Origin of the sequence: Cellulosimicrobium sp. 22598 (genome assembly GCF_052044445.1) — a bacterium.
Taxonomy (GTDB): Bacteria; Actinomycetota; Actinomycetes; order Actinomycetales; family Cellulomonadaceae; genus Cellulosimicrobium; species Cellulosimicrobium cellulans_G.
This window is the reverse complement of the sequence record NZ_JBQEMZ010000001.1, coordinates 312,656-336,770: the sequence shown is the minus strand read 5'-3', so window position 1 is coordinate 336,770 and position 24,115 is coordinate 312,656. Positions and strand designations below refer to the sequence as shown.

Annotated in this window: 26 protein-coding genes; 18 read left to right on the top strand and 8 right to left on the bottom strand. The window is 75.0% G+C overall.

The genetic code is table 11. From position 1 onward, the window contains the following. The first annotated feature begins 6 nt into the window (after nucleotides 1-6). The 5 genes from ribB (at nucleotide 7) to ACTJIY_RS01500 (ending at nucleotide 3,706) form a co-directional block, all read left to right on the top strand. Nucleotides 7-1,386 (top strand): 3,4-dihydroxy-2-butanone-4-phosphate synthase, encoded by a 1,380-nt coding sequence (gene ribB, locus ACTJIY_RS01520; RefSeq protein WP_440697217.1) that lies wholly within the window; start codon nucleotides 7-9, stop codon nucleotides 1,384-1,386. Next, entirely contained in the window at nucleotides 1,383-1,850 is a 468-nt protein-coding gene (ribH, locus tag ACTJIY_RS01515) for a 6,7-dimethyl-8-ribityllumazine synthase (RefSeq protein ID WP_253049397.1), read from the top strand. The genes ribB and ribH overlap by 4 nt, the downstream gene beginning before the upstream one ends. A 73-nt stretch (nucleotides 1,851-1,923) precedes the next feature. Then, nucleotides 1,924-2,187 carry a phosphoribosyl-ATP diphosphatase gene (locus tag ACTJIY_RS01510; protein ID WP_024839663.1) on the top strand — a complete coding sequence of 88 codons (264 nt, stop codon included), beginning with the start codon at nucleotides 1,924-1,926 and terminating at the stop codon, nucleotides 2,185-2,187. A gap of 109 nt (nucleotides 2,188-2,296) precedes the next feature. Beyond that, complete coding sequence (hisG, locus tag ACTJIY_RS01505; RefSeq protein WP_253049399.1) at nucleotides 2,297-3,151, top strand: ATP phosphoribosyltransferase; 855 nt, start codon at nucleotides 2,297-2,299, stop codon at nucleotides 3,149-3,151. Between the two features lie 60 nt (nucleotides 3,152-3,211). Beyond that, nucleotides 3,212-3,706, top strand: a complete 495-nt coding sequence (locus tag ACTJIY_RS01500; protein ID WP_253049401.1) for a PH domain-containing protein — start codon at nucleotides 3,212-3,214, stop codon at nucleotides 3,704-3,706. A 95-nt stretch (nucleotides 3,707-3,801) separates the two neighbouring features. Here the strand turns inward: ACTJIY_RS01500 and ACTJIY_RS01495 are convergent, their stop codons facing one another. Beyond that, a complete protein-coding gene (locus tag ACTJIY_RS01495; RefSeq protein ID WP_353709294.1) occupies nucleotides 3,802-5,712 on the bottom strand; it encodes a DEAD/DEAH box helicase in 1,911 nt (636 codons plus the stop codon). A 401-nt stretch (nucleotides 5,713-6,113) separates the two neighbouring features. On the opposite strand from ACTJIY_RS01495, the gene ACTJIY_RS01490 reads away from it, so the two are divergent. From ACTJIY_RS01490 to ACTJIY_RS01440, 11 genes are all read left to right on the top strand, one after another. Next, nucleotides 6,114-6,740, top strand: coding sequence for a CDP-alcohol phosphatidyltransferase family protein (locus ACTJIY_RS01490; protein ID WP_440673208.1), 627 nt, complete (start codon nucleotides 6,114-6,116; stop codon nucleotides 6,738-6,740). Further along, nucleotides 6,737-7,708: a DUF881 domain-containing protein gene (locus ACTJIY_RS01485; RefSeq protein WP_440673033.1), complete on the top strand. Its 972-nt coding sequence runs from the start codon at nucleotides 6,737-6,739 to the stop codon at nucleotides 7,706-7,708. The genes ACTJIY_RS01490 and ACTJIY_RS01485 overlap by 4 nt, the downstream gene beginning before the upstream one ends. Beyond that, nucleotides 7,705-8,037, top strand: a complete 333-nt coding sequence (locus ACTJIY_RS01480) for a small basic family protein (RefSeq protein ID WP_021483549.1) — start codon at nucleotides 7,705-7,707, stop codon at nucleotides 8,035-8,037. The genes ACTJIY_RS01485 and ACTJIY_RS01480 overlap by 4 nt, the downstream gene beginning before the upstream one ends. Beyond that, complete coding sequence (locus ACTJIY_RS01475) at nucleotides 8,034-9,455, top strand: DUF881 domain-containing protein (protein WP_440673034.1); 1,422 nt, start codon at nucleotides 8,034-8,036, stop codon at nucleotides 9,453-9,455. The genes ACTJIY_RS01480 and ACTJIY_RS01475 overlap by 4 nt, the downstream gene beginning before the upstream one ends. 177 nt (nucleotides 9,456-9,632) lie before the next feature. Next, nucleotides 9,633-10,115 carry an FHA domain-containing protein gene (locus ACTJIY_RS01470; RefSeq protein WP_047234767.1) on the top strand — a complete coding sequence of 161 codons (483 nt, stop codon included), beginning with the start codon at nucleotides 9,633-9,635 and terminating at the stop codon, nucleotides 10,113-10,115. After that, complete coding sequence (ftsR, locus tag ACTJIY_RS01465) at nucleotides 10,112-10,873, top strand: transcriptional regulator FtsR (protein WP_353709291.1); 762 nt, start codon at nucleotides 10,112-10,114, stop codon at nucleotides 10,871-10,873. The genes ACTJIY_RS01470 and ftsR overlap by 4 nt, the downstream gene beginning before the upstream one ends. Before the next feature lie 110 nt (nucleotides 10,874-10,983). Then, entirely contained in the window at nucleotides 10,984-11,457 is a 474-nt protein-coding gene (locus ACTJIY_RS01460; RefSeq protein ID WP_024839673.1) for a bifunctional nuclease family protein, read from the top strand. Nucleotides 11,458-11,669: 212 nt separating this feature from the next. After that, on the top strand, nucleotides 11,670-12,260 hold the full coding sequence (locus ACTJIY_RS01455; RefSeq protein WP_253049411.1) for a MerR family transcriptional regulator: 591 nt from the start codon (nucleotides 11,670-11,672) through the stop codon (nucleotides 12,258-12,260). A gap of 197 nt (nucleotides 12,261-12,457) precedes the next feature. After that, on the top strand, nucleotides 12,458-15,856 hold the full coding sequence (locus ACTJIY_RS01450) for a pyruvate carboxylase (RefSeq protein WP_440673036.1): 3,399 nt from the start codon (nucleotides 12,458-12,460) through the stop codon (nucleotides 15,854-15,856). Nucleotides 15,857-15,935: 79 nt separating this feature from the next. Then, nucleotides 15,936-16,778: an MBL fold metallo-hydrolase gene (locus tag ACTJIY_RS01445; RefSeq protein ID WP_440673037.1), complete on the top strand. Its 843-nt coding sequence runs from the start codon at nucleotides 15,936-15,938 to the stop codon at nucleotides 16,776-16,778. Next, the gene (locus ACTJIY_RS01440) at nucleotides 16,775-17,038 is read left to right on the top strand and encodes a DUF2510 domain-containing protein (protein ID WP_440673038.1); all 264 of its coding nucleotides are present in this window, start codon (nucleotides 16,775-16,777) and stop codon (nucleotides 17,036-17,038) included. The genes ACTJIY_RS01445 and ACTJIY_RS01440 overlap by 4 nt, the downstream gene beginning before the upstream one ends. A gap of 59 nt (nucleotides 17,039-17,097) precedes the next feature. On the opposite strand, the gene ACTJIY_RS01435 is transcribed toward ACTJIY_RS01440, so the two are convergent. The 6 genes from ACTJIY_RS01435 to ACTJIY_RS01410 all read right to left on the bottom strand — a co-directional run bounded on the left by ACTJIY_RS01435 (nucleotide 17,098) and on the right by ACTJIY_RS01410 (nucleotide 22,905). Further along, nucleotides 17,098-18,345 (bottom strand): phospholipase D-like domain-containing protein, encoded by a 1,248-nt coding sequence (locus ACTJIY_RS01435; protein WP_440673039.1) that lies wholly within the window; start codon nucleotides 18,343-18,345, stop codon nucleotides 17,098-17,100. Nucleotides 18,346-18,446: 101 nt separating this feature from the next. Next, the gene (locus ACTJIY_RS01430) at nucleotides 18,447-18,716 is read right to left on the bottom strand and encodes a DUF7218 family protein (protein WP_277515497.1); all 270 of its coding nucleotides are present in this window, start codon (nucleotides 18,714-18,716) and stop codon (nucleotides 18,447-18,449) included. A gap of 103 nt (nucleotides 18,717-18,819) precedes the next feature. Further along, entirely contained in the window at nucleotides 18,820-20,289 is a 1,470-nt protein-coding gene (locus ACTJIY_RS01425) for a hypothetical protein (RefSeq protein ID WP_440673040.1), read from the bottom strand. Nucleotides 20,290-20,322: 33 nt separating this feature from the next. Next, nucleotides 20,323-21,387, bottom strand: a complete 1,065-nt coding sequence (locus ACTJIY_RS01420; RefSeq protein ID WP_253049425.1) for a tyrosine-type recombinase/integrase — start codon at nucleotides 21,385-21,387, stop codon at nucleotides 20,323-20,325. A gap of 113 nt (nucleotides 21,388-21,500) precedes the next feature. Next, nucleotides 21,501-22,211, bottom strand: coding sequence for a histidine phosphatase family protein (locus tag ACTJIY_RS01415; protein ID WP_440673041.1), 711 nt, complete (start codon nucleotides 22,209-22,211; stop codon nucleotides 21,501-21,503). Nucleotides 22,212-22,440: 229 nt separating this feature from the next. Next, nucleotides 22,441-22,905: a hypothetical protein gene (locus ACTJIY_RS01410; protein WP_439157365.1), complete on the bottom strand. Its 465-nt coding sequence runs from the start codon at nucleotides 22,903-22,905 to the stop codon at nucleotides 22,441-22,443. Between the two features lie 188 nt (nucleotides 22,906-23,093). Between ACTJIY_RS01410 and ACTJIY_RS01405 the strand changes: the two genes are divergently transcribed. Further along, the gene (locus tag ACTJIY_RS01405) at nucleotides 23,094-23,483 is read left to right on the top strand and encodes a hypothetical protein (RefSeq protein ID WP_253049431.1); all 390 of its coding nucleotides are present in this window, start codon (nucleotides 23,094-23,096) and stop codon (nucleotides 23,481-23,483) included. Here the strand turns inward: ACTJIY_RS01405 and ACTJIY_RS01400 are convergent. After that, complete coding sequence (locus tag ACTJIY_RS01400) at nucleotides 23,471-23,638, bottom strand: hypothetical protein (RefSeq protein WP_439157364.1); 168 nt, start codon at nucleotides 23,636-23,638, stop codon at nucleotides 23,471-23,473. The two genes, ACTJIY_RS01405 and ACTJIY_RS01400, sit on opposite strands and share 13 nt — an antisense overlap. A gap of 48 nt (nucleotides 23,639-23,686) precedes the next feature. Between ACTJIY_RS01400 and ACTJIY_RS01395 the strand changes: the two genes are divergently transcribed. Continuing rightward, a complete protein-coding gene (locus ACTJIY_RS01395; RefSeq protein WP_253049435.1) occupies nucleotides 23,687-24,109 on the top strand; it encodes a hypothetical protein in 423 nt (140 codons plus the stop codon). Nucleotides 24,110-24,115 lie beyond the last annotated feature (6 nt).

Here is a 24,115-nt window from a genome sequence, read left to right as displayed (position 1 = left end):
GGGGGCGTGCGCCTGGGGTCGGTCGAGGAGGCGCTGGCGGAGATCCGGGCGGGGCGGCCGGTGCTGGTGGCGGACTCGCCGGACCGGGAGAACGAGGCGGACGTGGTGTTCGCGGCGCAGGGGGTGTCGGCGGAGTGGGTGGCGTGGACGATCCGGCACTCGTCGGGGTACCTGTGCGCGCCGATGCCGGCGTCGCGGGCGGACGCGCTGGAGCTGCCGTTGATGGTGCCGCACAGCCAGGACCCGCGGCGCACGGCGTACACGGTGACGGTGGACGCGGCGACGGGGGTGACGACGGGGATCTCGGCGGAGGACCGGGCGCGGACGTTGCGGGTGCTGGCGGATCCGGCGTCGGGTCCGGTGGACCTGATCCGGCCGGGTCACGTGCTGCCGTTGCGGGCGGTGCCGGGGGGTGTGCTGCACCGTGCGGGGCACACGGAGGCGGCGGTGGACCTGGTGCGCCTGGCGGGGAGGGGCGAGGTCGGGGGCATCGCGGAGCTGGTGCACGACGACGGGACGATGATGCGGCTGGGGGACGCGGCGGCCCTGGCGGAGCGTGACGGGCTGGTGCTCCTCACGATCGCGGACCTGGTGGCGTGGCGGCGCGTGCACGACCCGGCACCGGCGGCGGCTGTGGAGGTGCCGGACCGTGAGGCGCTGGCGCGGCGGGTGCACCGGACCGCCTCGGCGGATCTTCCGACGGCGCACGGCCGGTTCCGGGTGGTGGGGTACCGGGACCTGCGGACGGGGGCGGAGCACGTCGCTCTCGTTCCTGCGGTCGCCCCGGCCGGCTCGGTAGACCGCGGTGAGGCCGGTGCGGAGGCCGCGAGCGCCGTGGGGCCGGAGGTGGTGCCGGTGGTGCGGGTGCACTCGGAGTGCCTGACGGGGGACGCGTTCGGGTCGTTGCGGTGCGACTGCGGTCCGCAGCTGCAGGCGGCGATGGGGCGGGTCGCGGCGGAGGGGGGCGCGGTGGTGTACCTGCGGGGGCACGAGGGGCGTGGCATCGGGTTGCTGGCGAAGATCGGGGCGTACGAGCTGCAGGACGCGGGTCTGGACACGGTGCAGGCGAACCTGGAGCTGGGGTGGCCGGTGGACCGCAGGGAGTACGGGGCGGCGGCGGCGATCCTGGCGGACCTGGGGCTGTCGCGGGTGCGGTTGCTGACGAACAACCCGGCGAAGGTGACGGGGCTGGTGGCCTCGGGCATCGACGTCGTGGGGACGGAGCGGATCGAGGTGGGTCACGGTGAGCACAACCGGGCGTACCTGGTGACGAAGAAGGTGGCGATGGGTCATCTGCTGGACACGGTGGCGGTCCCGGACGGGGCTGCCCGGGGAGGGCCGGACGACGGGTCCGGTGCCGAGGAGTCGAAGGAGGACGAGGGATGAGCGGGGCAGGTGCGCCGTCGATCAGCGTGGACGGGTCGGGGCTGCGGGTGACGGTGGTCGCGGCGAGCTGGCACACGGAGGTGATGGACGGGTTGCTGGCGGGTGCGCGCCGGGCGTTGGCGGCGGCGAACGTGTCGCACGTGAGCGTGGTGCGGGTGCCGGGTTCGTTCGAGCTGCCGGTGGCGGCGGCGCGCGCGGTGGAGCACGGCGCGGACGCGGTGGTGGCGCTGGGGGTGGTGATCCGTGGGGGGACGCCGCACTTCGAGTACGTGTGCCAGGCGGCGACGTCGGGTCTGACGGACGTGAGCGTGCGGACGGGGGTGCCGGTGGGGTTCGGCGTGCTGACGTGCGACGACGAGCAGCAGGCGCTGGACCGGGCGGGGCTGGAGGGGTCGCGCGAGGACAAGGGTGCGGAGGCCGCGGAGGCGGCGGTCGCGACGGTGGTGGCGCTGCGCGACCTGTGACGGACCGGGTCGGGGCGTGCCCGCTGGGCGGACCGCGCCCCGGCCCTGCCCGGGCGGCGGATACCCTGGGCGCGTGAAGACGTTCGAGTCCCTGTTCGCGGAGCTGTCCGAGAAGGCCACGACGCGACCTGCCGGTTCCGGCACGGTCGCGGAGCTGGACGCCGGCGTGCACGCGATCGGGAAGAAGGTGGTCGAGGAGGCCGCCGAGGTCTGGATGGCCGCCGAGTACGAGGGCGACGTGAAGACGGCGGAGGAGATCTCCCAGCTCCTCTACCACCTGCAGGTCCTCATGCTGGCGAAGGGTCTGAGCCTGCAGGACGTGTACGAGCATCTGTGAGCGGCCGTGCCGGTGAGCGTCCCCGCTCCCGGCCGCGAGCGCCGCTCGCCCCTCGCTCGTCCCTGCTGTTCCCCGCTCCTTGCCCGATCCCCTGAACGAAGGTCCTGTCATGCTGCGTATCGCCGTCCCCAACAAGGGGTCCCTGTCCGAGCCCGCCGTCGAGATGCTGCGCGAGGCGGGGTACCGCCAGCGTCGTGACTCGCGCGAGCTGGTGCTGGCCGACCCGGACAACGACGTCGAGTTCTTCTTCCTGCGCCCGCGGGACATCGCGGTGTACGTGGGGTCGGGCACGGTCGACGTGGGAATCACGGGCCGCGACCTGCTGCTGGACTCGGGCGCGGACGCGGTGGAGCACATGCAGCTCGGGTTCGGGGGGTCGACGTTCCGGTACGCGGCCCCGGCGGGCACGGTGACGTCGCTGGAGCAGGTGCAGGGCCTGCGGGTCGCGACGTCGTACGAGGTGCTGGTCGAGGGTCACCTGCGCTCGCACGGCGTGGAGGCCACGGTCGTGCACCTGGACGGCGCGGTGGAGTCGGCGGTGCAGCTCGGGGTGGCGGACGTCGTCGCGGACGTCGTCTCGACGGGCACGACGCTGCGGGGCGCGGGCCTGGAGGTGTTCGGCGACCCGATCCTCGTGTCGGAGGCGGTGCTGATCCGTCCGCGCGCGGTCGCGGAGGCGGACGTCCCGGCGGGGGTGGAGGTGCTGAGCCGGCGCCTGCAGGGCGTGCTCACGGCGCGCCAGTACGTCCTCATGGACTACGACGTGCCGGTGTCGCTCGTGGAGCGTGCGGTCGCGATCACGCCGGGCCTGGAGTCGCCGACGGTGTCGCCGCTGCACGACCGCGACTGGGCGGCGGTGCGGGCGATGGTGCGTCGCGACCAGACGAACCAGGTCATGGACGCCCTGTACGACGTGGGTGCGCGTGCGATCCTCGTCACCCGGATCCACGCGTCCCGCCTCTGACACCGCTCGCCCCGGGGCGCGGCGCCGGTGGGCGTCGTGCGGGTGTGAGACGGTGGCGGCATGAGCACCGACCCGTTCCCTGATCCTGGCCTGCCGGGGGAGCGCCACGACGACCCCTACCGGCCGTTCCGGCCCCGGTTCGGCCTGGTGTCGGCGTGGGCGACGGGCGTCGTCGTGGTCGGCGGGTGCGTCGTCGTCGGGCTGTCGGCGACGGGCCCGCTCGGCACGTCGTGGGTGAACCGCCTCTCGCTGGCCGCGTTCGCCCTGTTCGCGGCGTGGCTGCTGTGGCGCCTGGGGGGCGTGCACGCCGTCCCGACGCGCGAGGGGCTGCGGGTGCGCAACGTCATCTACACGCGCGAGCTCGAGTGGGCGCAGGTCGTGTCCGTCCGGTTCGGCTCCGGCGACGCGTGGGTGCGCCTGGACCTCGCGGACGGGTCGACGCTCGCCGTCATGGGGATCCAACGGGCCGACGGCGCGCGCGGGGACGCGGAGGCGCGCCGCCTGGCGGCACTGGTCCAGGCGCACGGCGAGGCGCACGAGGGCCCGCGGACCTGACGCGCGACGGCACAGGGGCAGAACACGGACGGCCCCGGATCCAGCGGATCCGGGGCCGTCCCTCTGCTCGCGTCGCCGTCGGCGACGCGGGTGCGTCAGTACGCCGTGCGGTGGCGGGGCTTGCGCTCGCCCCGGTCGTCGGCGCGGTCGAAGCGGTCGCGACGCTCGTCGCGACGGCCCGACGGGCCGTGACCGCCGCGCGGGCCGCGCGAGGCGGGCGCGCCCTCGTCCACGCGGATGCGCAGCGCCTTCCCGGCGACCCGGGCGCGGGAGATGCGGTCCATGGTCTCCGCGTCGAGCGGCGCGGTGATGTCCACGAGGGAGAACGACGGGAAGATGTCGATCTTGCCGACGTCCGACCCGGCCAGGCCGGCCTCGTTCGTCAGCGCGCCGACGATCCCGCCGGGCATCACGCCGTCCTTGTGGCCCACGGACAGGCGGTAGCGGGTCCCGACGGCGTCGCGGCGGATGCCGCGCGTGCCGTCGCCCTCGCGGCGGCCCGACGCGCGCTCGCCGCGCGGGCGCTCGCCCGTGCGCTCGGTGCGGCGTGCCTTCGCCTGCTCGCGCGCGGCGGCGCGCTCGGCCTCGAACCGCTCCTGCTCCTCGCGGGCGCGGGGGCCGTCGTCGCCGACCGCGAGCGCCGCCATGGCCGCCGCGAGGTCGACGGGGTCGACGTCGTGCTCGGCGAGGAAGGTGCGCACCATGTCGGCGTACATGGACAGGCGGCCGGCCTCCTGGCGGGCCGGGACCTGGCCGAGGAGGGTGCGGACCTTGTGCGCGGACACGTCCGCGGGGGAGGGGATCTCGATCTCCTGCAGCGGGGTGCGGGTCGTGCGCTCGATGGCGCGCAGACGGCCCCGCTCGTGCGGGGTGACGAAGCTCAGGGCCTCGCCGGTGCGTCCGGCACGGCCGGTGCGGCCGATGCGGTGCACGTACGCCTCGGGCTCGCCCGGCAGGTCGAAGTTCACGACGAGGCCGATGCGGTCCACGTCGAGGCCGCGCGCGGCGACGTCGGTCGCGACGAGGACATCGAGCGCGCCGGAGCGCAGGCGCTCGACGATCTTCTCGCGCTCCTTCTGCGCGACGTCGCCCGAGATGGTGGCGGCGGAGATGCCGCGCTCGACGAGCGCGGACCCGACCTCCTCGGCGGCGCCGCGCGTGCGGGTGAACACGATCGCGGCCTCGGCGTCGGAGGTGGCGAGGACGCGCACGAGCGAGCCGGTCTTGTGCCGGAACGGGACGACGGCGTACGTCTGGCGCACGCTCGTCACCGTGGAGGACTGGCGGGCGACGGCGATCTCGACCGGGTCCGTGAGGTGCTCGTTCGCGACGCGGCGGATCGGGGCGGGCATCGTCGCGGAGAAGAGGGCGACCTGACGCTCGCGCGGGGCGCGGGAGAAGATCGTGTCGACGTCCTCCGCGAAGCCCATGCGCAGCATCTCGTCGGCCTCGTCGAGGACGAGGAAGCGCACGTCGTCGAGCACGAGGGTGCCGCGCTCGATGTGGTCGATGACGCGCCCGGGCGTGCCGACGACGACCTGCGCGCCGGCCGCGAGCGCCCGCTGCTGCGGCTGGTAGGGCGAGCCGCCGTACACGGCGACGACGTCGACCTTGGGCAGGTGGGTCGCGAACGACTCGACGGCGTCGGCGACCTGCATGGCGAGCTCGCGCGTCGGGGTCAGGACGACGGCCTGCACGCGGCGCAGGGACGGGTCGATCGCGGCGAGCAGCGGGAGGCCGAACGCGGCGGTCTTGCCGGTGCCGGTCTGCGCGACGCCGGTGATGTCGCGGCCGGCGAGGAGCGCCGGGATGGCCTCGGCCTGGATCGCGGACGGGGTGACGAAGCCGAGGTCGGCGACGGCGCGCTCGAGGGGAGCGGGCAGGCCGAGGTCGGCGAAGACGGGACCGGCGGGAGCGGCCGGCTCGGGGCGCGTGCGCTCCGCGCGCTCGGGGGCGTCGGCGGACTGGTCGAGGGCGTGCGAGGGCGCGAGGACGTCAGCAGTCATGAAGGGGTGAGGACCGTTCGTTTCGGGGTGTGGAGTGGCGTGCGGTCACCAGGACGGTTCTCGCAGGTCGCACTCCCGAACACACCAGGCCGGCCACCAGGACGATCAGGGACGATCGAGGGGGACGGCCGCTCTCACGGACACACGCGGGACGAGCGACGAACTCCAGAGGTGTGCCCATCCTACCGGAGGTCGCGGCGGGCTCGCGGGCCGGCCCCGGTGACCTCCCTCACCGCGGACGCCGCCCGGGGCGCCGGGCACGACGGACGAATCGGGTGATTTCCGCCCGCGGCGGGCGCCGCGCCGCGAAATGAGGGCCCGGGTGCGCGGGCCCGGTACGTAGGATGGTCCGCGCGCGGCAGGTCGCCGCGACGGCGCGACGTGAGCACGGGGCGGTGGGTGTGTCAGCAGGGCAGCAGGTCAGCTCCCGCGTCCTGACCGTCCCGAACGTCATCAGCCTCCTGCGGCTGCTCCTCGTGCCCGTGTTCGCGGTCCTCATCGTGCGCGGCGACGACGTGTGGGCGCTGGTCGTGCTCGCGGTGTCGGGGGCGTCGGACTGGCTCGACGGCGTCCTCGCGCGGCGCCTGGACCAGGTGAGCCGCCTCGGGCAGATGCTCGACCCGGCCGCGGACCGGCTCTTCATCCTCGTCACCCTCCTGGGGCTCGCGTGGCGCGACGTCGTGCCCGTGTGGCTCGTCGTGGTCATCGTGGGACGCGACCTGCTCCTCGCCGGTCTCCTGCCGCTGCTCGCGCGCCACGGGTACGGGCCCCTGCCGGTGAGCTTCGCGGGCAAGGCCGGGACGTTCGCGCTGCTGTACGCGTTCCCGCTCCTGCTCCTGGCCGAGATGCCGGGCTGGCTGGGCGACGTCGCCGCGGTCACCGGGTGGGCGTTCACCTGGTGGGGCGTGGGGCTGTACTGGCTCGCGGGCGCGCAGTACGTGCTGCAGACCCGTTCGCTCGTGGTCCGCGACCGGGCGGCCGTCGCGGAGGGCGACGAGACCGGCACGACGACGCGGGAGGCGCCGTGAGCGAGAACCGTCAGGACCCGGGCGGCGCCGCGCGCCGCGCCCCCGTCGACGCGTCGATGACGCTCCTCAACGAGGTCATGCACCGCCCGCTCGACCCCGGGTACGCGGACGCCGCGGCACGCCGGGCCGCCGGGCAGGCGCCGCACCGTGGTCGCACCGGCACGGTGGTCCTCGTCGCCCTCGCGGTCGCGCTCGGGGTCGTGACGACGGCGGCGGCCGTCGAGCTGCGCGCCCCGCAACCGGGCGTCATCGCGGCGCGCGAGACCCTGGAGCAGGAGATCCTCGACCGGCAGGGCGCCGCGGAGGAGCTCGCCGCCCGCGGGGCGGAGCTGTCCGCGGAGATCGAGCAGCTCCAGGGCGCGGCGCTCAGCGGCGCGAGCGCCGACGTGCTGCAGGGACTCCAGGCGGAGGGCGCGCTGACCGGTACGCAGGCGGTCGAGGGCCAGGGCGTCGTCGTCACGCTCGACGACACGAGCGGCGGCCTGTCCTCCGACACCGTGGACTCGAGCTCGCTCGTGCACGACTCCGACCTGCAGCGCGTCGTCAACGCGCTCTGGGCCGGCGGCGCGGAGGCGGTCGCGATCAACGACCAGCGACTCACCGGGCTCTCGGCGATCCGCTCCGCCGGGGACGCGGTGCTCGTCGACCTGCAGCCCCTCGTCGGCCCGTACCGGGTCGAGGCGATCGGGGACCCGGACTCCCTGCGCACCTCGCTCCTGCGCTCCGGCACGTCGGACTACCTGCAGATCCTGGGCACCCAGTACGGCATCCGGTCGAGCGTGACGACGCAGAGCCGCCTCGACCTGCCCGGCCGGCCCGCGCCCACGCTGTTCTTCGCGAAGGCCCCGGCGGCGACCGTAGACTCCGACACGCCCGCCGGGAGCACCGACAGCACGACGGACGGCACGACCGACGGGTCCGGGACGGGCCCGGAACCGCACGAGACAGGGCAGGAGATCGTCGAATGATCGCAGTCGTCGGACTGGTGGTGGGCATCGTCGCGGGCCTCGTCCTGCAACCCACCGTGCCCGTGTCGCTGCAGCCCTACCTGCCGATCGCCGTCGTGGCCGCGCTCGACGCGCTGTTCGGGGGCCTGCGGGCCCGGCTCGACGGGCTGTTCGACGACAAGGTCTTCCTCGTCTCGTTCCTCTCGAACGTCGTCGTCGCCGCCCTCATCGTCTTCCTCGGCGACCAGCTCGGCGTCGGGAGCCAGCTCTCCACCGCCGTCGTCGTCGTGCTCGGCATCCGCATCTTCTCCAACGCCGCCGCGATCCGGCGCCACATCTTCAAGGCGTGAGCGTGACCCGCGACCCCCAGGACCCGCGCGACGCGGCCACCGACGACGTGACGCCGGACCCCGCCCCGGACGACGCCCACGAGACCACGGACCCGACCGCCCGGCGGACCGCCGACGACGCCGCGACCGCCCGGCCGTCCCCCGCGGACCCCGGCGAGGGCGCCGTCGAGGCGGACAGCGAGCCCGAGCGTCAGCCCGAGGGCCCGGAAGAGCCCGCCTCCGCGCACGCGGGTACCGGCGAGGCGGTCGACGGCGCGCCGGACGCGACCGGCGTCGAGGACGACGCCCCGACCGACGGTTCCGCGCGCGAGCCCGACGCCGCTCCCGGGGCAGCGGACCGGGACACCGACCAGGACGACGCGATCGGCGACGGCTCCTCGGTCGACGACGACGAGCGCGGCGAGCCCTCCGCGGCCGCGACCCCCGTGACGGGCGAGGAGCCCGAGGACGACCCGACCGGCACCGCACCGCCGGAGAACAGCGACGAGGGCCCGGAGACCCCGGACCGCGCCCCCCTCGCCGCGGCCGACGCACCGGCCGACGCACCGCACCCCGCCCCGCCGCACGACGACACGACCACCGGGGGCGGCACCACCGACAGCCCCGCCAGCACCGACGCGTCGACGCCGGGGGAGCCGCCCGCGACGACCGGGACGATCGGCGCCGTGGGCCGGCACGGCGCCCCCACCCGGCCGGAACCGCGGGGCCTGCGCGGGCTCGGCCGCGCGCTGCGCCCCCGCGCGTCCCGGTCCCAGATCGTCGTCGGCGTCCTGTGCGCGCTCCTCGGCTTCGCGCTCGTGGTCCAGGTGAGTCAGACGCAGGAGGACCAGCTCTCGTCCCTGCGCCAGAGCGACCTCGTGCGCCTGCTCGACGACGTGACGCAGCGTTCCGGCGAGCTCGAGGACCAGGTCTCCTCGCTCGAGTCGACGCGCGACGAGCTGCAGTCGGGGTCCGGGCGCGAGCGCGCGGCGCTCGAGCTCGCCGAGCAGCAGGCCGAGACGCTCGGCATCCTGTCCGGTCGGCTCCCCGCGGAGGGCCCGGGCGTCGAGATCGAGGTCGTCGAGGGCGCGGAGGCGCTCGACGCGTTCTCGCTCTTCAACGTGCTCGAGGAGCTGCGCAACGCGGGCGCGGAGGCGATGGAGGTCAACGGGGTCCGCCTCGTGGCGAGCAGCTACTTCGAGGACTCTGCCGAGGGCGTCGTCGTCGACGGGCAGACGATCTCCTCGCCGTACCGGTGGAACGTGATCGGTGACCCGTCCACGCTCGAGACGGCCCTCGAGATCCCCGGCGGCGCGATGGCGTCGCTGCGCGCCGACGGTGCGCGCACGACGATCACCCAGCAGGACCGGGTCGAGGTCGCCGCGACCGTCGAGCCCGCTGCGCCGCAGTACGCCACCCCGGTCCCGGCCGACGAGTGACCGCGGCTTCCCGCATCCCCGCAGGCCGGGGTAGGTTGGGACGACCGTGGGTCGCGCGCACCGCGTGACCTGCGGGTGTAGTAGTTTTCGAGCACGATTCCCGCGCGGCGGGGCCACGGCCCCGCGGTGCGGTGTTCCGAGGTCGAGCACGACGTGCGTGAGCCCCGAGGAGGCGAGATGAGTGTCCCAGGCGGTCCTGAGGTGCCGAACCGGGCGGGTAGCGACACGACGGTCAGCTTCGGCCGGATCGAGGCCCCGATCGAGGAGGGCGTGCAGCCCGGCGGCCTGAGCCCCGAGGAGCACGCCGCGGTCGCGGCCCTGCCGCGCCACTCCGCCCTGCTCATCATGCAGCGCGGTCCCGGGCAGGGGTCCCGCTTCCTCCTGGACGCCGAGCGCACCGTCGCCGGCCGGTCGGAGCGCGCGGACATCTTCCTCGACGACGTCACCGTCTCGCGCAAGCACGCCGAGTTCGTGCGCGAGGGCGAGCACTTCCTCGTGCGCGACGTCGGGTCGCTCAACGGCACGTACGTGAACCGCAGCCGCATCGACGCCGTCGCGCTCTCGACGGGCGACGAGGTGCAGATCGGCAAGTACCGGCTCACGTTCCACGCCAGCCCGCACGCGGGGGCACCGGCGGGCGGCACGGCCCCCCGGTCGTGAACGCCTCGACGGGCGCGGCGCACGCCACGGTCCCCGAGCCCCCCGACGGCACGGAGCCGTGGCCGCAGGGCATCTCGCGCCGCGCGACCATGCGCATCTCCGACGTGCTGCGCGCGCTGCGGGCCGAGTTCCCGAACGTCAGCCACTCCAAGCTGCGCTTCCTCGAGGAGCAGGGCCTCATCGAGCCCGTGCGCACCGCGTCGGGCTACCGCCAGTACAGCCCCGCGGACGTCGAGCGGCTGCGGTTCGTGCTCGTCGAGCAGCGCGACCGGTACCTGCCGCTCAAGGTCATCAAGGAGCGCCTCGCCGCGCTCGACGCCGGCACCGAGGTCGAGGTCCTCGCCCCGCGCCTGGCGACGAACGACGGCGAACCCGGCTCGGCGACCGTCCGCCAGCGGTACACGGTGGACGCGCTCGTGTCCGCGGCGGGGGTGGAGCGCGACCTCGTCGAGGGGCTCATCGAGGCCGGCGTGCTGCGCCAGGCGCCCGGAGGCCAGCTCGACGCGCGCTCGCTCGACGTGGTCGTGCTGGCCGCCGGCCTGTCGGAGTACGGCATCGAGCCGCGGCACCTGCGCTCCCTGCGCACCGCCGCCGACCGGCACGTGAGCCTCGTGCACCAGGTCGTCTCCCCGTGGCGCGGGCAGCAGAGCGCATCCGCCCGCGCCCACGCCGGCACCGTGGCCTCGGAGGTCGGGGAGCTGTGCGCGCAGCTGCACACGGTGTTCGTGCGCCAGGGGATCGACGACCTCACGCGCTGACCGTCGCACCGGGTTCCCCGGTCCCTCGAGGCACCCGGACGAGACGGGCCCCAACCCCTGCCGGATGACGGAGGGCGACGTACCGTGGAGGGGTGAGCGACGACGTCCCGATGGTCCCCGTCGAGGTGCTGGGGGTCCGTCAGCAGCAGCGCGACCAGGAGATCGTGGTGCTGCTGCTCGACGACGCGTCCGAGCTCGTCGTGCCGATCGTCATCGGACCACGGGAGGCGAGCGCGATCGCCATGGCGCAGGCAGGCCTGCCGACACCGCGGCCCATGACCCACGACCTGCTCCGGGACCTCCTCGACGCCGTCGGGGTGCGCCTGGAGCGGGCGGAGATCGTCGCGCTCGACGGCGGCATCTTCTTCGCCGAGCTGGTCCTGAGCAACGGGGTCCGGCTCGACTCGCGCGCCTCGGACGCCATCGCCGTCGCGGTGCGCACCGGGAGCCCGGTGCTGTGCTCGGCGGAGGTCGTCGCGACGGCGGGGGTCGAGGTCGTCGACGTCGCGCAGCAGGAGGAGGTCGAGAAGTTCCGCGACTTCCTGGACCACGTCCAGCCGGAGGACTTCTCGGTGGACGAGTAGGGGGCGGTCCGCGCGCGACGGGCCGACCGTCGGGCACGGATCCGACCTTCGGACACAACGGACAACACCGACGTTCGACCTCAGGTCGAGGGTTGGGCGGCCGGACCGCCGGACGTGCGGGCGCGACACGCCCGCACGCTCGGGTCGTCGGTCGTTGACGACCCCCGACGGCGCCCATAGCGTGGTCGTGGACATCACCCCAGGAGGCGACAGTGAACAGCAGCGGTGAGGCGAGCGTCGGTGCCGGCGCGGCAGTTCCCCACGGTGCGCAGGGCCTCCTCTTCGGGGAGGACATCACCGAGCAGGACACCACGACCGGCTACCGCGGCCCGACCGCGTGCCGCGCCGCAGGCATCACCTACCGCCAGCTCGACTACTGGGCCCGCACCGGGCTGGTCGAGCCCACCGTGCGACCCGCCTCGGGGTCGGGCTCCCACCGCCTGTACAGCTTCCGGGACATCCTCGTCCTCAAGGTCGTCAAGCGGCTCCTGGACACCGGGGTCTCGCTGCAGCAGATCCGCACGGCGGTCGAGCACCTGCGCGAGCGCGGCGTCGACGACCTCGCGCAGATCACCCTCATGAGCGACGGGGCGAGCGTGTACGAGTGCACGTCCCCCGACGAGGTCGTGGACCTCGTCCAGGGTGGTCAGGGCGTCTTCGGCATCGCGGTCGGGCGCGTGTGGCGCGAGGTCGAGGGCACGCTCGCCGAGCTGCCCACCGAGTCGCTCGACGACGAGGACGACACGACGGCGAGCCCGCAGGACGAGCTCGCGCAGCGCCGTCGGGCCCGCTCCGCCGGCTGACGACCGCGAGCGCCGCCGGCTCCTGAGGCGGGCGGGGAAACACCGGGCCCGCCGAGGCCGGACGTCGTGACGCCCGGCTGTGGAGCACGTCACAGCCGGTGCGACGGCCTGCCCCGTGGGGCCGTGGGAGGATCGCCCGGTACGCGGCGCGTCACGCTCTCCCCGGCAGCGCCGCACGGTCGACGGATGGAGTGCCGGTGTTCTCGAAGGTCCTGGTCGCCAACCGCGCGGAGATCGCCGTCAGGGCGTTCCGCGCCGCCTACGAGCTGGGGGCCCGCACCGTCGCGGTGTTCCCGCAGGAGGACCGCAACTCCGAGCACCGGCTCAAGGCCGACGAGGCGTACCTCATCGGGGAGCCCGGTCACCCGGTGCGTGCGTACCTCGACATCGAGGAGATCGTGCGCGTGGCGCGGGAGGCGGGCGCGGACGCCGTCTACCCGGGGTACGGGTTCCTCTCGGAGAACCCCGACCTGGCGCGCGCGTGCGCGGATGCCGGGCTGACGTTCGTCGGTCCGCCGCCGGAGGTGCTCGAGCTCGCGGGCAACAAGGTGCGCGCGCTCAAGGCCGCGCGCGAGGCGGGGCTGCCGGTGCTCGCGTCGAGCGAGCCGTCGTCGGACGTCGACGAGCTCGTCGCGGCGGCGGACGCGATCGGGTTCCCCGTGTTCGTCAAGGCCGTCGCCGGGGGCGGCGGTCGCGGGATGCGCCGCGTGGACACGCGGGAGGACCTGCCCGAGTCGCTGGCGGCCGCGATGCGCGAGGCCGACGGCGCGTTCGGGGACCCGACGGTGTTCCTGGAGCAGGCGGTGCTGCGCCCGCGGCACATCGAGGTGCAGATCCTCGCCGACGGCGCGGGGAACGTCGTGCACCTGTACGAGCGGGACTGCTCGCTGCAGCGCCGGCACCAGAAGGTCGTCGAGATCGCGCCGGCGCCCAACCTCGACCCGGCGGTCCGAGACGCGCTGTGCGCGGACGCGGTGAAGTTCGCCCGGCACATCGGGTACCAGAACGCGGGCACGGTCGAGTTCCTCGTGGACACCGTGGGGGAGCGCGCCGGGCAGCACGTGTTCATCGAGATGAACCCGCGCATCCAGGTAGAGCACACCGTGACCGAGGAGGTCACCGACGTCGATCTCGTCTCGGCGCAGATGCGCATCGCGTCGGGGGAGACGCTGGAGGACCTGGGCATCCGGCAGGAGGACGTGCGCGTCAACGGCGCCGCCCTGCAGACCCGCATCACGACGGAGGACCCGGCGAACGGGTTCCGTCCCGACACGGGCCGCATCATCGCCTACCGCTCCCCGGGCGGGGCGGGGGTGCGGCTCGACGGCGCGACGGCGACGGCCGGGTCCGTCGTGTCGGGCCACTTCGACTCGATGCTCGTCAAGCTGACGTGCCGCGGCCGTGACTTCCCGACGGCGGTGCGGCGCGCGCGGCGGGCCCTCGCCGAGTTCCGCATCCGCGGCATCCGCACCAACATCCCGTTCCTGCAGGCCGTGCTCGCGGACCCGGAGTTCGTCGCGGGCAACGTCGCGACGTCGTTCATCGACGAGCGGCCCGAGCTGCTGGCCGCGCGCGAGAGCGCCGACCGCGGCACGCGCCTGCTCGCGTACGTGGGGGACACCACGGTCAACCGCCCGCACGGCGAGCCGCGGCGCACGACCGACCCCGCGACGAAGCTGCCCGCGGTCGACCTGTCGGTCGCGCCGCCGCCCGGGACGCGCCAGCAGCTCCTCGAGCTGGGCCCCGAGGGCTTCGCGCGCGCCCTGCGGGGCGAGCAGCGGCTGCGGGTCACGGACACCACGTTCCGCGACGCCCACCAGTCCCTGCTCGCGACGCGCGTGCGCACGCACGACCTGGCCGCCGTCGCGCCGTACGTGGCGCGGGCGACGCCGCAGCTGTGGTCGGTCGAGGCGTGGGGCGGGGCGACGTACGACGTCGCGCTGCGGTTCCTCGGCGAGGACCCGTGGGAGCGGCTCGCGACGCTGCGCGAGGCGATGCCGAACCTCGCGATCCAGATGCTGCTGCGCGGCCGCAACACGGTCGGGTACACGCCGTACCCGACGCGCGTCACCGAGGCGTTCGTCGCGGAGGCCGCGGCGACGGGCATCGACGTGTTCCGCATCTTCGACGCGCTCAACGACGTCGACCAGATGCGCCCCGCGATCGAGGCCGTGTGCGCCACGGGCACCACGGTGGCCGAGGTCGCCCTGTGCTACACGGGCAACCTGCTGGACCCCGCCGAGGACCTGTACACGCTCGACTACTACCTGCGCCTCGCGGACCGCATCGTCGACGCCGGCGCGCACGTGCTCGCGATCAAGGACATGGCGGGGCTGCTGCGCCCCGCGGCGGCGACGCGCCTCGTGACCGCGCTGCGCGAGCGCTTCGACCTGCCGGTGCACCTGCACACGCACGACACGTCCGGCGGTCAGATGGCCACGCTGCTCGCGGCGGCGGCCGCGGGCGTGGACGCGGTGGACGCCGCGAGCGCCGCCATGGCGGGCACGACGAGCCAGCCGTCGCTGTCGGCGCTCGTCGCGGGCCTGGAGCACACCGAGCGGGACACGGGCCTGTCGCTGACCGCCGTCGCGGACCTGGAGCCGTACTGGGAGGCGGTGCGTCGCGTCTACGCGCCGTTCGAGTCGGGGCTGCCCGGGCCGACGGGGCGCGTGTACGAGCACGAGATCCCGGGCGGGCAGCTGTCGAACCTGCGCCAGCAGGCGATCGCGCTGGGCCTGGGGGACAAGTTCGAGCAGATCGAGGCGATGTACGCCGCGGCGGACCGCATCCTGGGGCGCCTGGTGAAGGTGACGCCGTCGTCGAAGGTCGTGGGCGACCTCGCGCTGCACCTCGTGGCGGCGGGCGCGGACCCGGCGGAGTTCGCGGCCGACCCGCAGGCGTTCGACATCCCGGACTCGGTGATCGGGTTCCTCGGCGGCGAGCTCGGCGACCCGCCCGGGGGCTGGCCGGAGCCGTTCCGCTCGCGCGCGCTCGCCGGTCGTGCCGCGCGCGGCGGCGTGACCCCGCTCTCGTCGGAGGACGAGGCCGAGCTCGCGCAGGCCGGGGAGGTGCGGCGCCGGCGGCTGAACCACCTGCTGTTCGCGGGGCCGACCAAGGAGTTCGAGCAGGTGCGCCTGGCGTACGGCGACGTGTCCGTGCTCGACACCCCCACGTACCTGTACGGGCTCGAGCCCGGCCAGGAGGTCGCGGTCGCGCTCGGCAAGGGCGTGCGCCTGCTGGTGGGGCTCGAGGCGATCGGGACGCCCGACGAGCGGGGCATGCGCACGGTGATGTTCACCCTCAACGGTCAGCTGCGCCCGATCCAGGTGCGCGACCGTGCGGTCGACGTCGACGCGCGCACGGCGGAGAAGGCGGACCCGTCGCAGGCCGGGCAGGTCGCGGCGCCGTTCGCGGGCGCGGTGACGCCGGTCGTCGTGGCCGGTGACGTCGTCGAGGCGGGGCAGACGGTCGCCACGGTCGAGGCGATGAAGATGGAGGCCGCGATCACGACGCCGGTCGCGGGCACGGTCCAGCGCGTCGCGATCGGGGCGGTGCAGCAGCTCGAGGGCGGCGACCTGGTCCTCGTCGTGGGCTGAGCGGTGGGCGCTCTCGTGATCGGGGTGGCAGCCTGAGGCGACGGCCGTCGCGCCGGGCAGGGTGAGCTGAGGAGGATCCATGCGAGTCACGTTCCACGGCCACGCGTGCGTGTCGGTGCGCCACGGCGGGCAGGTCGTCGTGATCGACCCGGGCACGTTCAGTGACGCCGCGACAGCGCTGCGCGACGCCGACACGGTGCTCGTCACCCACCAGCACCCGGACCACGTCGACGCGGCCGCGCTCGGCGCCGCCCTCGCCGCGCGGCCCCGGCTCGTGGTGTGGGCGCCCGAGGCGGTCGTCGCCGCACTGCGGACGTCGCTGCCGGAGGGCGCGTCGGCGCGCGTGCGCGTGGTCGTGCCGGGTGACGGGCTGGACCTCGGCGGGCTGGAGGTTGTGGTCGGCGGCGGGCAGCACGCGGTGATCCACCGTGACGTGCCCCGGATCGCGAACGTGACGTACCTCGTCCGCGGGGACGGCGCGACGCTCCTGCACCCGGGCGACTCGTTCGACGTGCCCGACGACGCCGCGCTCGGGGGAAGGCGGCTCGACGTGCTCCTCGCACCGGTGGCCGCGCCGTGGCTCAAGCTCGCCGAGACGATCGACTTCGTGCGCGGGCTCGACCCGCGCGTCGTCGTCCCGATCCACGACGCCCTGCTCTCGGCGGCCGGGCACGGCCTCGTCGACCGTCTGCTCGGCGAGCAGCGCACCGGCGGGACCTACGCGTACCGGCCCCTCGCGCCCGGCGAGGCGCTCGACGTCGCCGCGGGAAGCCTGGACGGGACCGGGGACGCCGCGGCGCGGGCCCTGCGCGACGAGCACCCCGAGTACGGGGAGGTGACCCTGCTCGAGGCCGACGAGACCGTGCCCCCGCGCCCCGAGGAGGAGGCGGCCGACGTCGCCCGCGCGGACACCGGCCGGTGAGCGGCCCCCCGGTGCCAGGCTGGTACCCGGACCCGTGGGGCGTGCGAGCCGAGCGGTGGTTCGACGGGCGCGCGTGGACGCCGCACGTCCGGGACCGTCCCGCGGGCGCGGGCGGCCCTCGCACGATGCGCCCCGGGGCGATCGTCGCGATCGTGCTGGGCGTGCTCCTCGCCCTCGCGGTCGTCGCCGCCGTCGTGGTGTTCTTCGTCCTCATGGTGCAGGGCGTCGTCTGCGGCGAGGCTCCCCACTACTGCGACTGACGCGGCGCTGGTCCCGCGCCGGGCCAGGTCGGGACTCGTGACCCGTGCGGGCCCGCGCATCAGAGCAGCGGACGCAGGGGCGTCAGGACGACCTCGCTGAGCTTCGCCGCCACCGAGCGGGAGTCCCACTCGGCGAGCGTCAGCTCGCGCGAGTTCGACAGGTCGACCTCGAACACCTTCTCCATCTGCTCGGCCACCCCGGGGTCGGTGATCTCGAGGTTCACCTCGTAGTTGCCCGTCAGGGAGAGCCGGTCGATGTTCGCCGTCCCGATCGTCGTCCACGCGCCGTCGATCGTCGCCGTCTTCGCGTGCACCATCGCGTCCCGGTACAGGTGGATGCGCACCCCGCCCTTGAGCAGCGCCGTGTACAGGCCGCGCGAGAGCCAGTCGGCGAGCACGTGGTTGGAGCGCTCGGGCACCAGCACGCGGACGTCGACCCCGCGGGCAGCGGCGGCGAGGAGCGCCGCGAGGATCTCCCGGTCCGGGATGAAGTACGCCTGCGTGATGTAGACGTGCGAGCTCGCGCGGTCGATCGCGTCGAGGTAGATCCCGCGGATCGGGAAGACGAGGTGCGCGGGTGCGTTGCGCGCCGCGCGCAGGCGCGGCTCCCAGTGCACCGACCCCGGGTCCGCGAGGAGCGGCTGGCCGGGCTTGCGGTTCGCGTTCCAGAAGTCGACGAACGCGTTGCGCAGCTCCCACGCGCTCGGCCCCACGAGGCGCACGTGCGTGTCCCGCCACTGCGTCGCGTACAGGGCGCCGAGGTTGTACCCGCCGACGAACGCGATCTCGTCGTCGACCACGAGGATCTTGCGGTGGTCCCGGCCCGACTTGCGCACGTTGAGCATGAGCACGCCCGGGCGGAACACCGGGTAGCGGATCACGTGGATCGGCTCCGGCAGGTCGAAGAACGACTGCGGGACGACGAGGTTGGCGAACCCGTCGTAGACGACGAACACCTCGACGCCGCGGTCGCTCGCCTCGACCAGCGCCTGCTTGAACTCCTCGCCGAGCGCGTCGGCCTTCCAGATGTACGTCTCCAGCAGGATGCGGCGCTGCGCCCCGCGGATCGCCCCGAGCATCTCCCGGTACACGTCCTCGCCGTACGTGAAGACCGTGGTCGTGGTGCCCGCGACCTCCACGTCGGCGGGGGAGGAGCGGGGGAACGACGCCTCGGTCGTGTTGCGACGCTTGCGGATCGCGTCGGCGGTGACGAGCACGCCTGCCACCGTGACGGGCGCCGCGACGGCGACCACGAGCGCACGGGAGAGCAGACGGCGGGCGGTGCGCAGGGCGGCGGACAGGTGCACGGACTCACCGTAGCGGGCGCGCCTCCCGGCGCGACCCGAGGGCGTGCGCGCCGCGGGTGAGATCTCGCACCCCCACGCCGCCGGGGTCGACGAGCGTCCGGTCAGTGGGAGCGCAGGGCCTTGATCAGTTCGGCCTTGCGCATCGAGGAGCGGCCCTCGATGCCGATCTCCGCGGCACGCTTGCGCAGCTTCTCGACCGTCCAGTCGTCGTAGTCGCCGGCCTTGCCGCCCTTGCGGCCGACGCTCCGGCGGGACGAGCCCGCCGCGGCGTTCGCGATGCGCGCCGCCTTCTCCTTCGAGTCGCCCTCGTCCCGCAGCTTCTCGTACAGCTCGGGGTCCTTCACGCTGGGTCCCGGGTCGCGCTTCGGCACGGCGTCCTCCCTCGTCTCGGCCCGGCCGCATCGGGGCGCGGCCGGTCTCCCGTCAGGCTCGCCCCGACGCCGCGCGCTCGCACGCGGACCTCGCGCGGGCACCTCACCCGAGCACGACGACGCGCGACGTGCCCGGGTCCACGTGCACGACCCGCCCCGTCACCGCGGCGAACCCGTGCGGGTCCGCGTCGTACCCGGCCTGCCAGCGCACCCCGCCGTCGTGGAGCGACAGGCCGACCAGGAGCGAGCGCCGCGAGGAGTCCGGGTCGGGCACGACCACGGCGAGCGTCGCGCCGTCGGAGAACGCGGCCGTCACGCCGCCCGCGAGGTCCGGCCCGACGCCGGGCTCGCCCGCGGACGTTCCCGGGGTGGACCCCGACCACGACCACACCCGCTCGCCCGTGCGGGCGTCCAGGGCGACGAGCGCGCCGCCGGTGGCGAGGACCGCGCGGTCGTCCGCGAGCGCCACGGCCTGCACGACGGGCACGTCGGCGCGCCACAGCTCGCGCGGGGCGCGAGCCACGCCGCCGGCCGGGGACGCGAGCGCGCGCACCCCGCCCGGGGTCGTGACGAGCCAGGTGGTCGCGTCGCGGCCCGGTCCGGCGAGCGGCACGAGCAGCCGTCCGGAGACGGCGACGCGGACCGTTCCGTCGGGAGCGAGGAGCTGGGTGGACCCGGTGCGGTCCAGGGGTCGGGCGGTCGTGCGCCAGAACGTGCCGTCGGCGCGGGGCGTGACGGTCGTCGTGATCGCGTCGCCGGCGGCGTCCAGCCGGGTCCCGGCGAGAGTGAGGACTGCGCTGAGGCGGCAGCCGCGCACGACGAGCAGGTCGTCCTCGACGGTGACGGCGGCCTGGCCGGCGACCTGGGGCCGGCACATCGCGGTGCGCTCCGCGTCGTCGGGCCGGACCTCCTGCTGCCAGCGCACGCCTGCGGTGCGGGCGTCCTGGAGCGCGAGGCGGACGACGCCGCCGGTGCGCGACCAGCGCAGCACGGTCGCGCCGGGGGCGGGGACCGCTCGCCCGAGCTCGTCGCCGAGGGGGACCGGGTCCGTCGTCGGTCCTCCCGGGCCGAGGACGTGCGCGACGGGTGCGAGGGCGGGGCCGGTCAGGCACGTGATGACGGCCGGGTGGGGAGCCGGGGCCGACGTCTCGTCGGCGGCAGGCCCGCACCAGGCCGTCGGGTCGAGCGCCCGCCAGCGCCGCGCACCGGACCCGACGTCGTACGCCTCCACGCCCGCGCCGGTGACCACGGCGAGGGCCGTGTCGTCGCCGTCACCGACCACGGACAGCCGGGGCGCGGCGGCGTCCGTCTCCCAGTCGGGCGCCGGCGCCACCGCGAGGGAGGCGACGGCGCCGGGCCGGGCCAGGCGTTCCCGCTCGGCCGTGGTCGTGCGCCACGTCCCGACGGCGACGAGGGCGAGGACGAGGAGGACGAGCGGCGCGACGACGCGCAGGAGCAGCGCACGTCGTCGGGCCGGTGCCGCGGGCCCGTGGGCCCCCTCCGCGGGTGCGCCGCGCCCGGCCGGCGCGGGCTCGTCGTCCGGGACGAGCTCCACCCGGTGGAGCGAGGCCATACCGGTGACGCTACGCGCCCCGCCGGGCCGGCGTCAGGTCTCGGCGGGCTCGAGCGCGGCCGAGAGGGGGTGGGCACGGATCGCCGCGGCGAGCTCGCCCTCGATCCGGTCGAGGTACACGCCGGTGGTCGCGATGGACGCGTGCCCGAGGAGCTCGGCGACGACCTTGACGTCCCACCCCTCGGCGGCGAGGAGGGTCGCGGTCGTGTGGCGCAGGGCGTGCGGCGTCGCCTCGCGCCGGTACTGCGCGGGCATGCGCGCGACGCAGCGTCGCAGGAGGCCGCGGACGGCCTGCGCGTCGATGCGGCGGCCCCGCCAGGACAGCAGGAGCGCGCGCCGCGCGTCCGGGTCGTCCGGGCGGCGGGCGAGCAGTGCGGGGCGCAGGCGCTCCAGGTACTCCTCGAGCGCCGCGGCGAGCGGGGGAGAGAGCGTCACGGTGCGGACGTGCCCGCCCTTGCCCTGGATACGCCAGCGCGTCTGGTCGGGCTCGCGGGAGAAGTCGTCGAGGTTCGCGCGCTCGAGCTCGGAGACGCGGGGGCCGAGGACCAGCAGGAGCGCGACGACGAGTCGGTCGCGCAGCTGGAGGTCCTGGTCGCGGCGCGCCGCCGCGGCCGGGTCTCCTGGGGCCCGGGCGGCGGAGACCTCGAGCAGCGACGCCGCCGACCCCGCGGACAACGCGGTGCGCGCGACGCGCAGGCCGTCGCGCACGCGGGCCGGGGGAGAGGCCCACTGCATCGGGTCGGCCTGGACCCACCCCTCGCGCGCCGCGTGGGAGAAGAAGCGGGTGACGGACTGGCGGAACCGGTTGACCGTCGCGGCGGAGCGGCCCGAGCTCCCCGGCTTGCGCGACGCGTCCGCGTACCGGCCGTCGGGCGTCGTCTGGTAACGCAGGAGGACGTCGTCGACGTCCTCGCCGGCGACGTCGTCCAGCACCCGGGTCGGGCCGGCGAGCCGCGCGAACTCGGCCACGTCCCGCTCGTAGCTGCGGCGCGTCGTCGGCGACAGGACGCCCCGGAGGGTCTGCGCGGCCACGGACGCGAGGTAGCGGTCGGCCGCCTCGGCGACGGTGATCCGCTCGAGGCGGGGCGGGGCGACCATGAGCGAGCCTCCTTCGGGGTGCGGTCGCGGCCAGCCTAGGTCGTGCTACCGACAACGACGCGGCCGGGCGGCGCCCTGACCTGCACCGACGCCGGAACCGCGGGGTCGACGGCTCAGTGCCCCTCGTCGAGGTGCGCGACGTCCCCGACGCTCAGCACGGCACGGTTGTGGAAGAACCCGTCCTCGCGCAGGGTCGTGATGCTCCCGGAGGCGACCGGGAACGCGACGTGCCCGGCGGCCTCGACCGGCATCCCGATCCACGCCGCGACGACGAACGTGGCCGCGAACCCGTGCGTGACCACCACCTGGTGGTCCGCGGCGCGACGGAGCAGATCCGTGGTCGCCGCGTACACGCGCAGCGCGACCTCGAGCCTCGTCTCCGCGCCGACGATGCCCACGTCGTGCCGCAGGCGGTCGCCCACGGCCGGCGGTGGCACGAACCGGGCGTCGAGCCAGGACTGTGGCCGCCCGCCGGCGTCGCCGTAGGACGCCTCGCGCAGCCGCGCGTCCAGCCGGGGGACGACGCCGAGCGCCTCGCCGATCGCGGTCGCGGTGCGGCGCGTGCGCAGGAGGTCGGACGTGACGACGTCGACGGCGGCGTCGTGCTCGATCCGGGCACGCAGCGCCGCGGCGACCAGGGCCGCCTGCCGTGCGCCGCGCGCGGTGAGGTCGGAGTCGTGGACGCCGCCGACCAGGCCCGCGACGTGGTGCGTCGCCTCGGGATGGGTCACGACGTGCACCGTGCGCTCGCGCGCGCCGACGACGTCGGGCAGGGGCGGGGGCGGGGGAGGGAAGGCGGTCCGGGAGCGGGTGGAGTCGGGCACGTGCCCAGGCTGGCACACGCTCGGGCGTCGGGACGCCGGAGGCGGTGCGGTCGGCCAGAGGGCAGGGGACCGGGCGTGGGCGCGATCCCGGCGCGGGCTCGGTCGGACGCAGCGACGTGCCCGCCGCTAGCTACCGGACCGCGGAGGACTGGCGAGGCCCGCCGGGCCGGCGATGCCGCGTCACCATGCTGTTGACCTAAACACAATGGTTTGCGTTGTATGTCCGATTCTAGGCATCGTAACCCAGCGTGCGGTCGCGCACCAGACGTCGTCGAGGCGCTCGGACGCCTGGCGCGATCGACGGCTCGAGCTCGTCCCGTGGAGCGTCGACGTCGTCGGGCCCGGACCGCGGCGCCCGCGCGGGGGACACCGAGCGCCAGGCCCACACGGCGACCGTCGCCGCGCCGGCGGCGGCACCGACGAGCACGAACGCCACGAGAGTCAGGACGAGGGCCGGGACCCAGGCCAGCGTCACCAGCGTCGCCGTGACGAGGCGTCGCGGACGACGGCCGTCCGGTGCGAGCCCGGTGAACGGCGACGTCGCCGCGAACGTCCTGGAGACGGTTCCTGACGACGCCCGGGACGGCGCGAGCGCCACCAGGCCTGCGAGCGGCCGCCGGCCGGCGCGTCGGTCCGTGCTCGGTGCGCCCGGGCGGCGCATGCCGAGCCGGGGTGCGTACGTCGTCGTGCTCATGACGAAGGGGAGTGTGCGCGGGCCCTCCGTGATGCGTCGGAGCGACTCGTCCGACCTCGAAATGACATAATGTACATTATCGGCGCCGTGTTGGTGCAGGTGTCCGTAGCTCACCAAGGCTTCGCGCTGACGGACGATTCTCGGGAAGCCACCGTCAGTGCAGTCATCGCACCCGGGATACTTCATCCGTGAGCTCGCAGGCAGGAATCCCACAGGCACCGCGGTCGGTCCCGTGGTGGCGTGCGCTGCTCGGCCTGTTCGTGGCCGTCCTCGGCACCGTCGCGCTGTTCGTCCCGGCCGCGCTCTCGTTCGGCGTCGCGAAGGACTTCCAGAACGGCACCTGTCGGGAGTCGGGGCCGATCCCTGACACGTGCGACCACACGGCAGCTCAGGGGTATGCAGAGTCGATCGTGATGCTGGTCGCGCCCACCGTCGTCGGGCTCCTCATCACACGCCCCAGGCACGTGGGCAAGGTCGTTACCGTCATCCTCGCCGTCGCCCTGGTCATCTACCTGCTGCTGACGTTCACCGGCGAGACCACCCCACCGCCACCGGTCGAGCCGACCTACGGCGCGTAGTGGTCGTCACGGTGGTCGAGAGGGTCGCCCTTCTCGGTCTGCCGACGGATGTCGAGACGTGACGCCCGGGCGACGTACCAGCCGATCAGGAGGGCCAGGACGATGATGCCGCCACCGAGCACGAGCCACCCGCTGCCGTCCCCACCACCGTCCACGAGCCCGACCGTACCCGCGCCGGTAGGGCCGGGTGTCTACTGAGACCTATGGATTCCTCAGGCGTCGCTCCGACGACCCGGTGCGCGATCGACGCCGTCACGGCGCTGCGCCTGGTGCGCGACGACGTCGGCCTCGGTGCGCGGCGCCCGCTCGTCGGCCCCGTCGTGCTGCGCAGCCACGCGCTGTCGATGCTCTACCGCGACGTGCGCCGCGGCGTGCTCGACGAGACGACGGCACGCGCACGCCTGGAGGGCCTCGCCACGCTGAAGATCCGCCTGCTCGGCGACCGCGTGTCGCGGGCCACGGCGTGGCGGATCGCGCGCGAGCTCGACGCGGACGACACGGCGCTGACCGAGTACGTCGCCGTGGCCGTGCTGCAGGCCGACGTCCTCGTCGCCGGCGACGAGCGCGTCGCGGCCGCCGCGGACGGCCGGGTTCCCCTCGTCTCCTACGACGACCTCCTGCGCTGAGTCCCC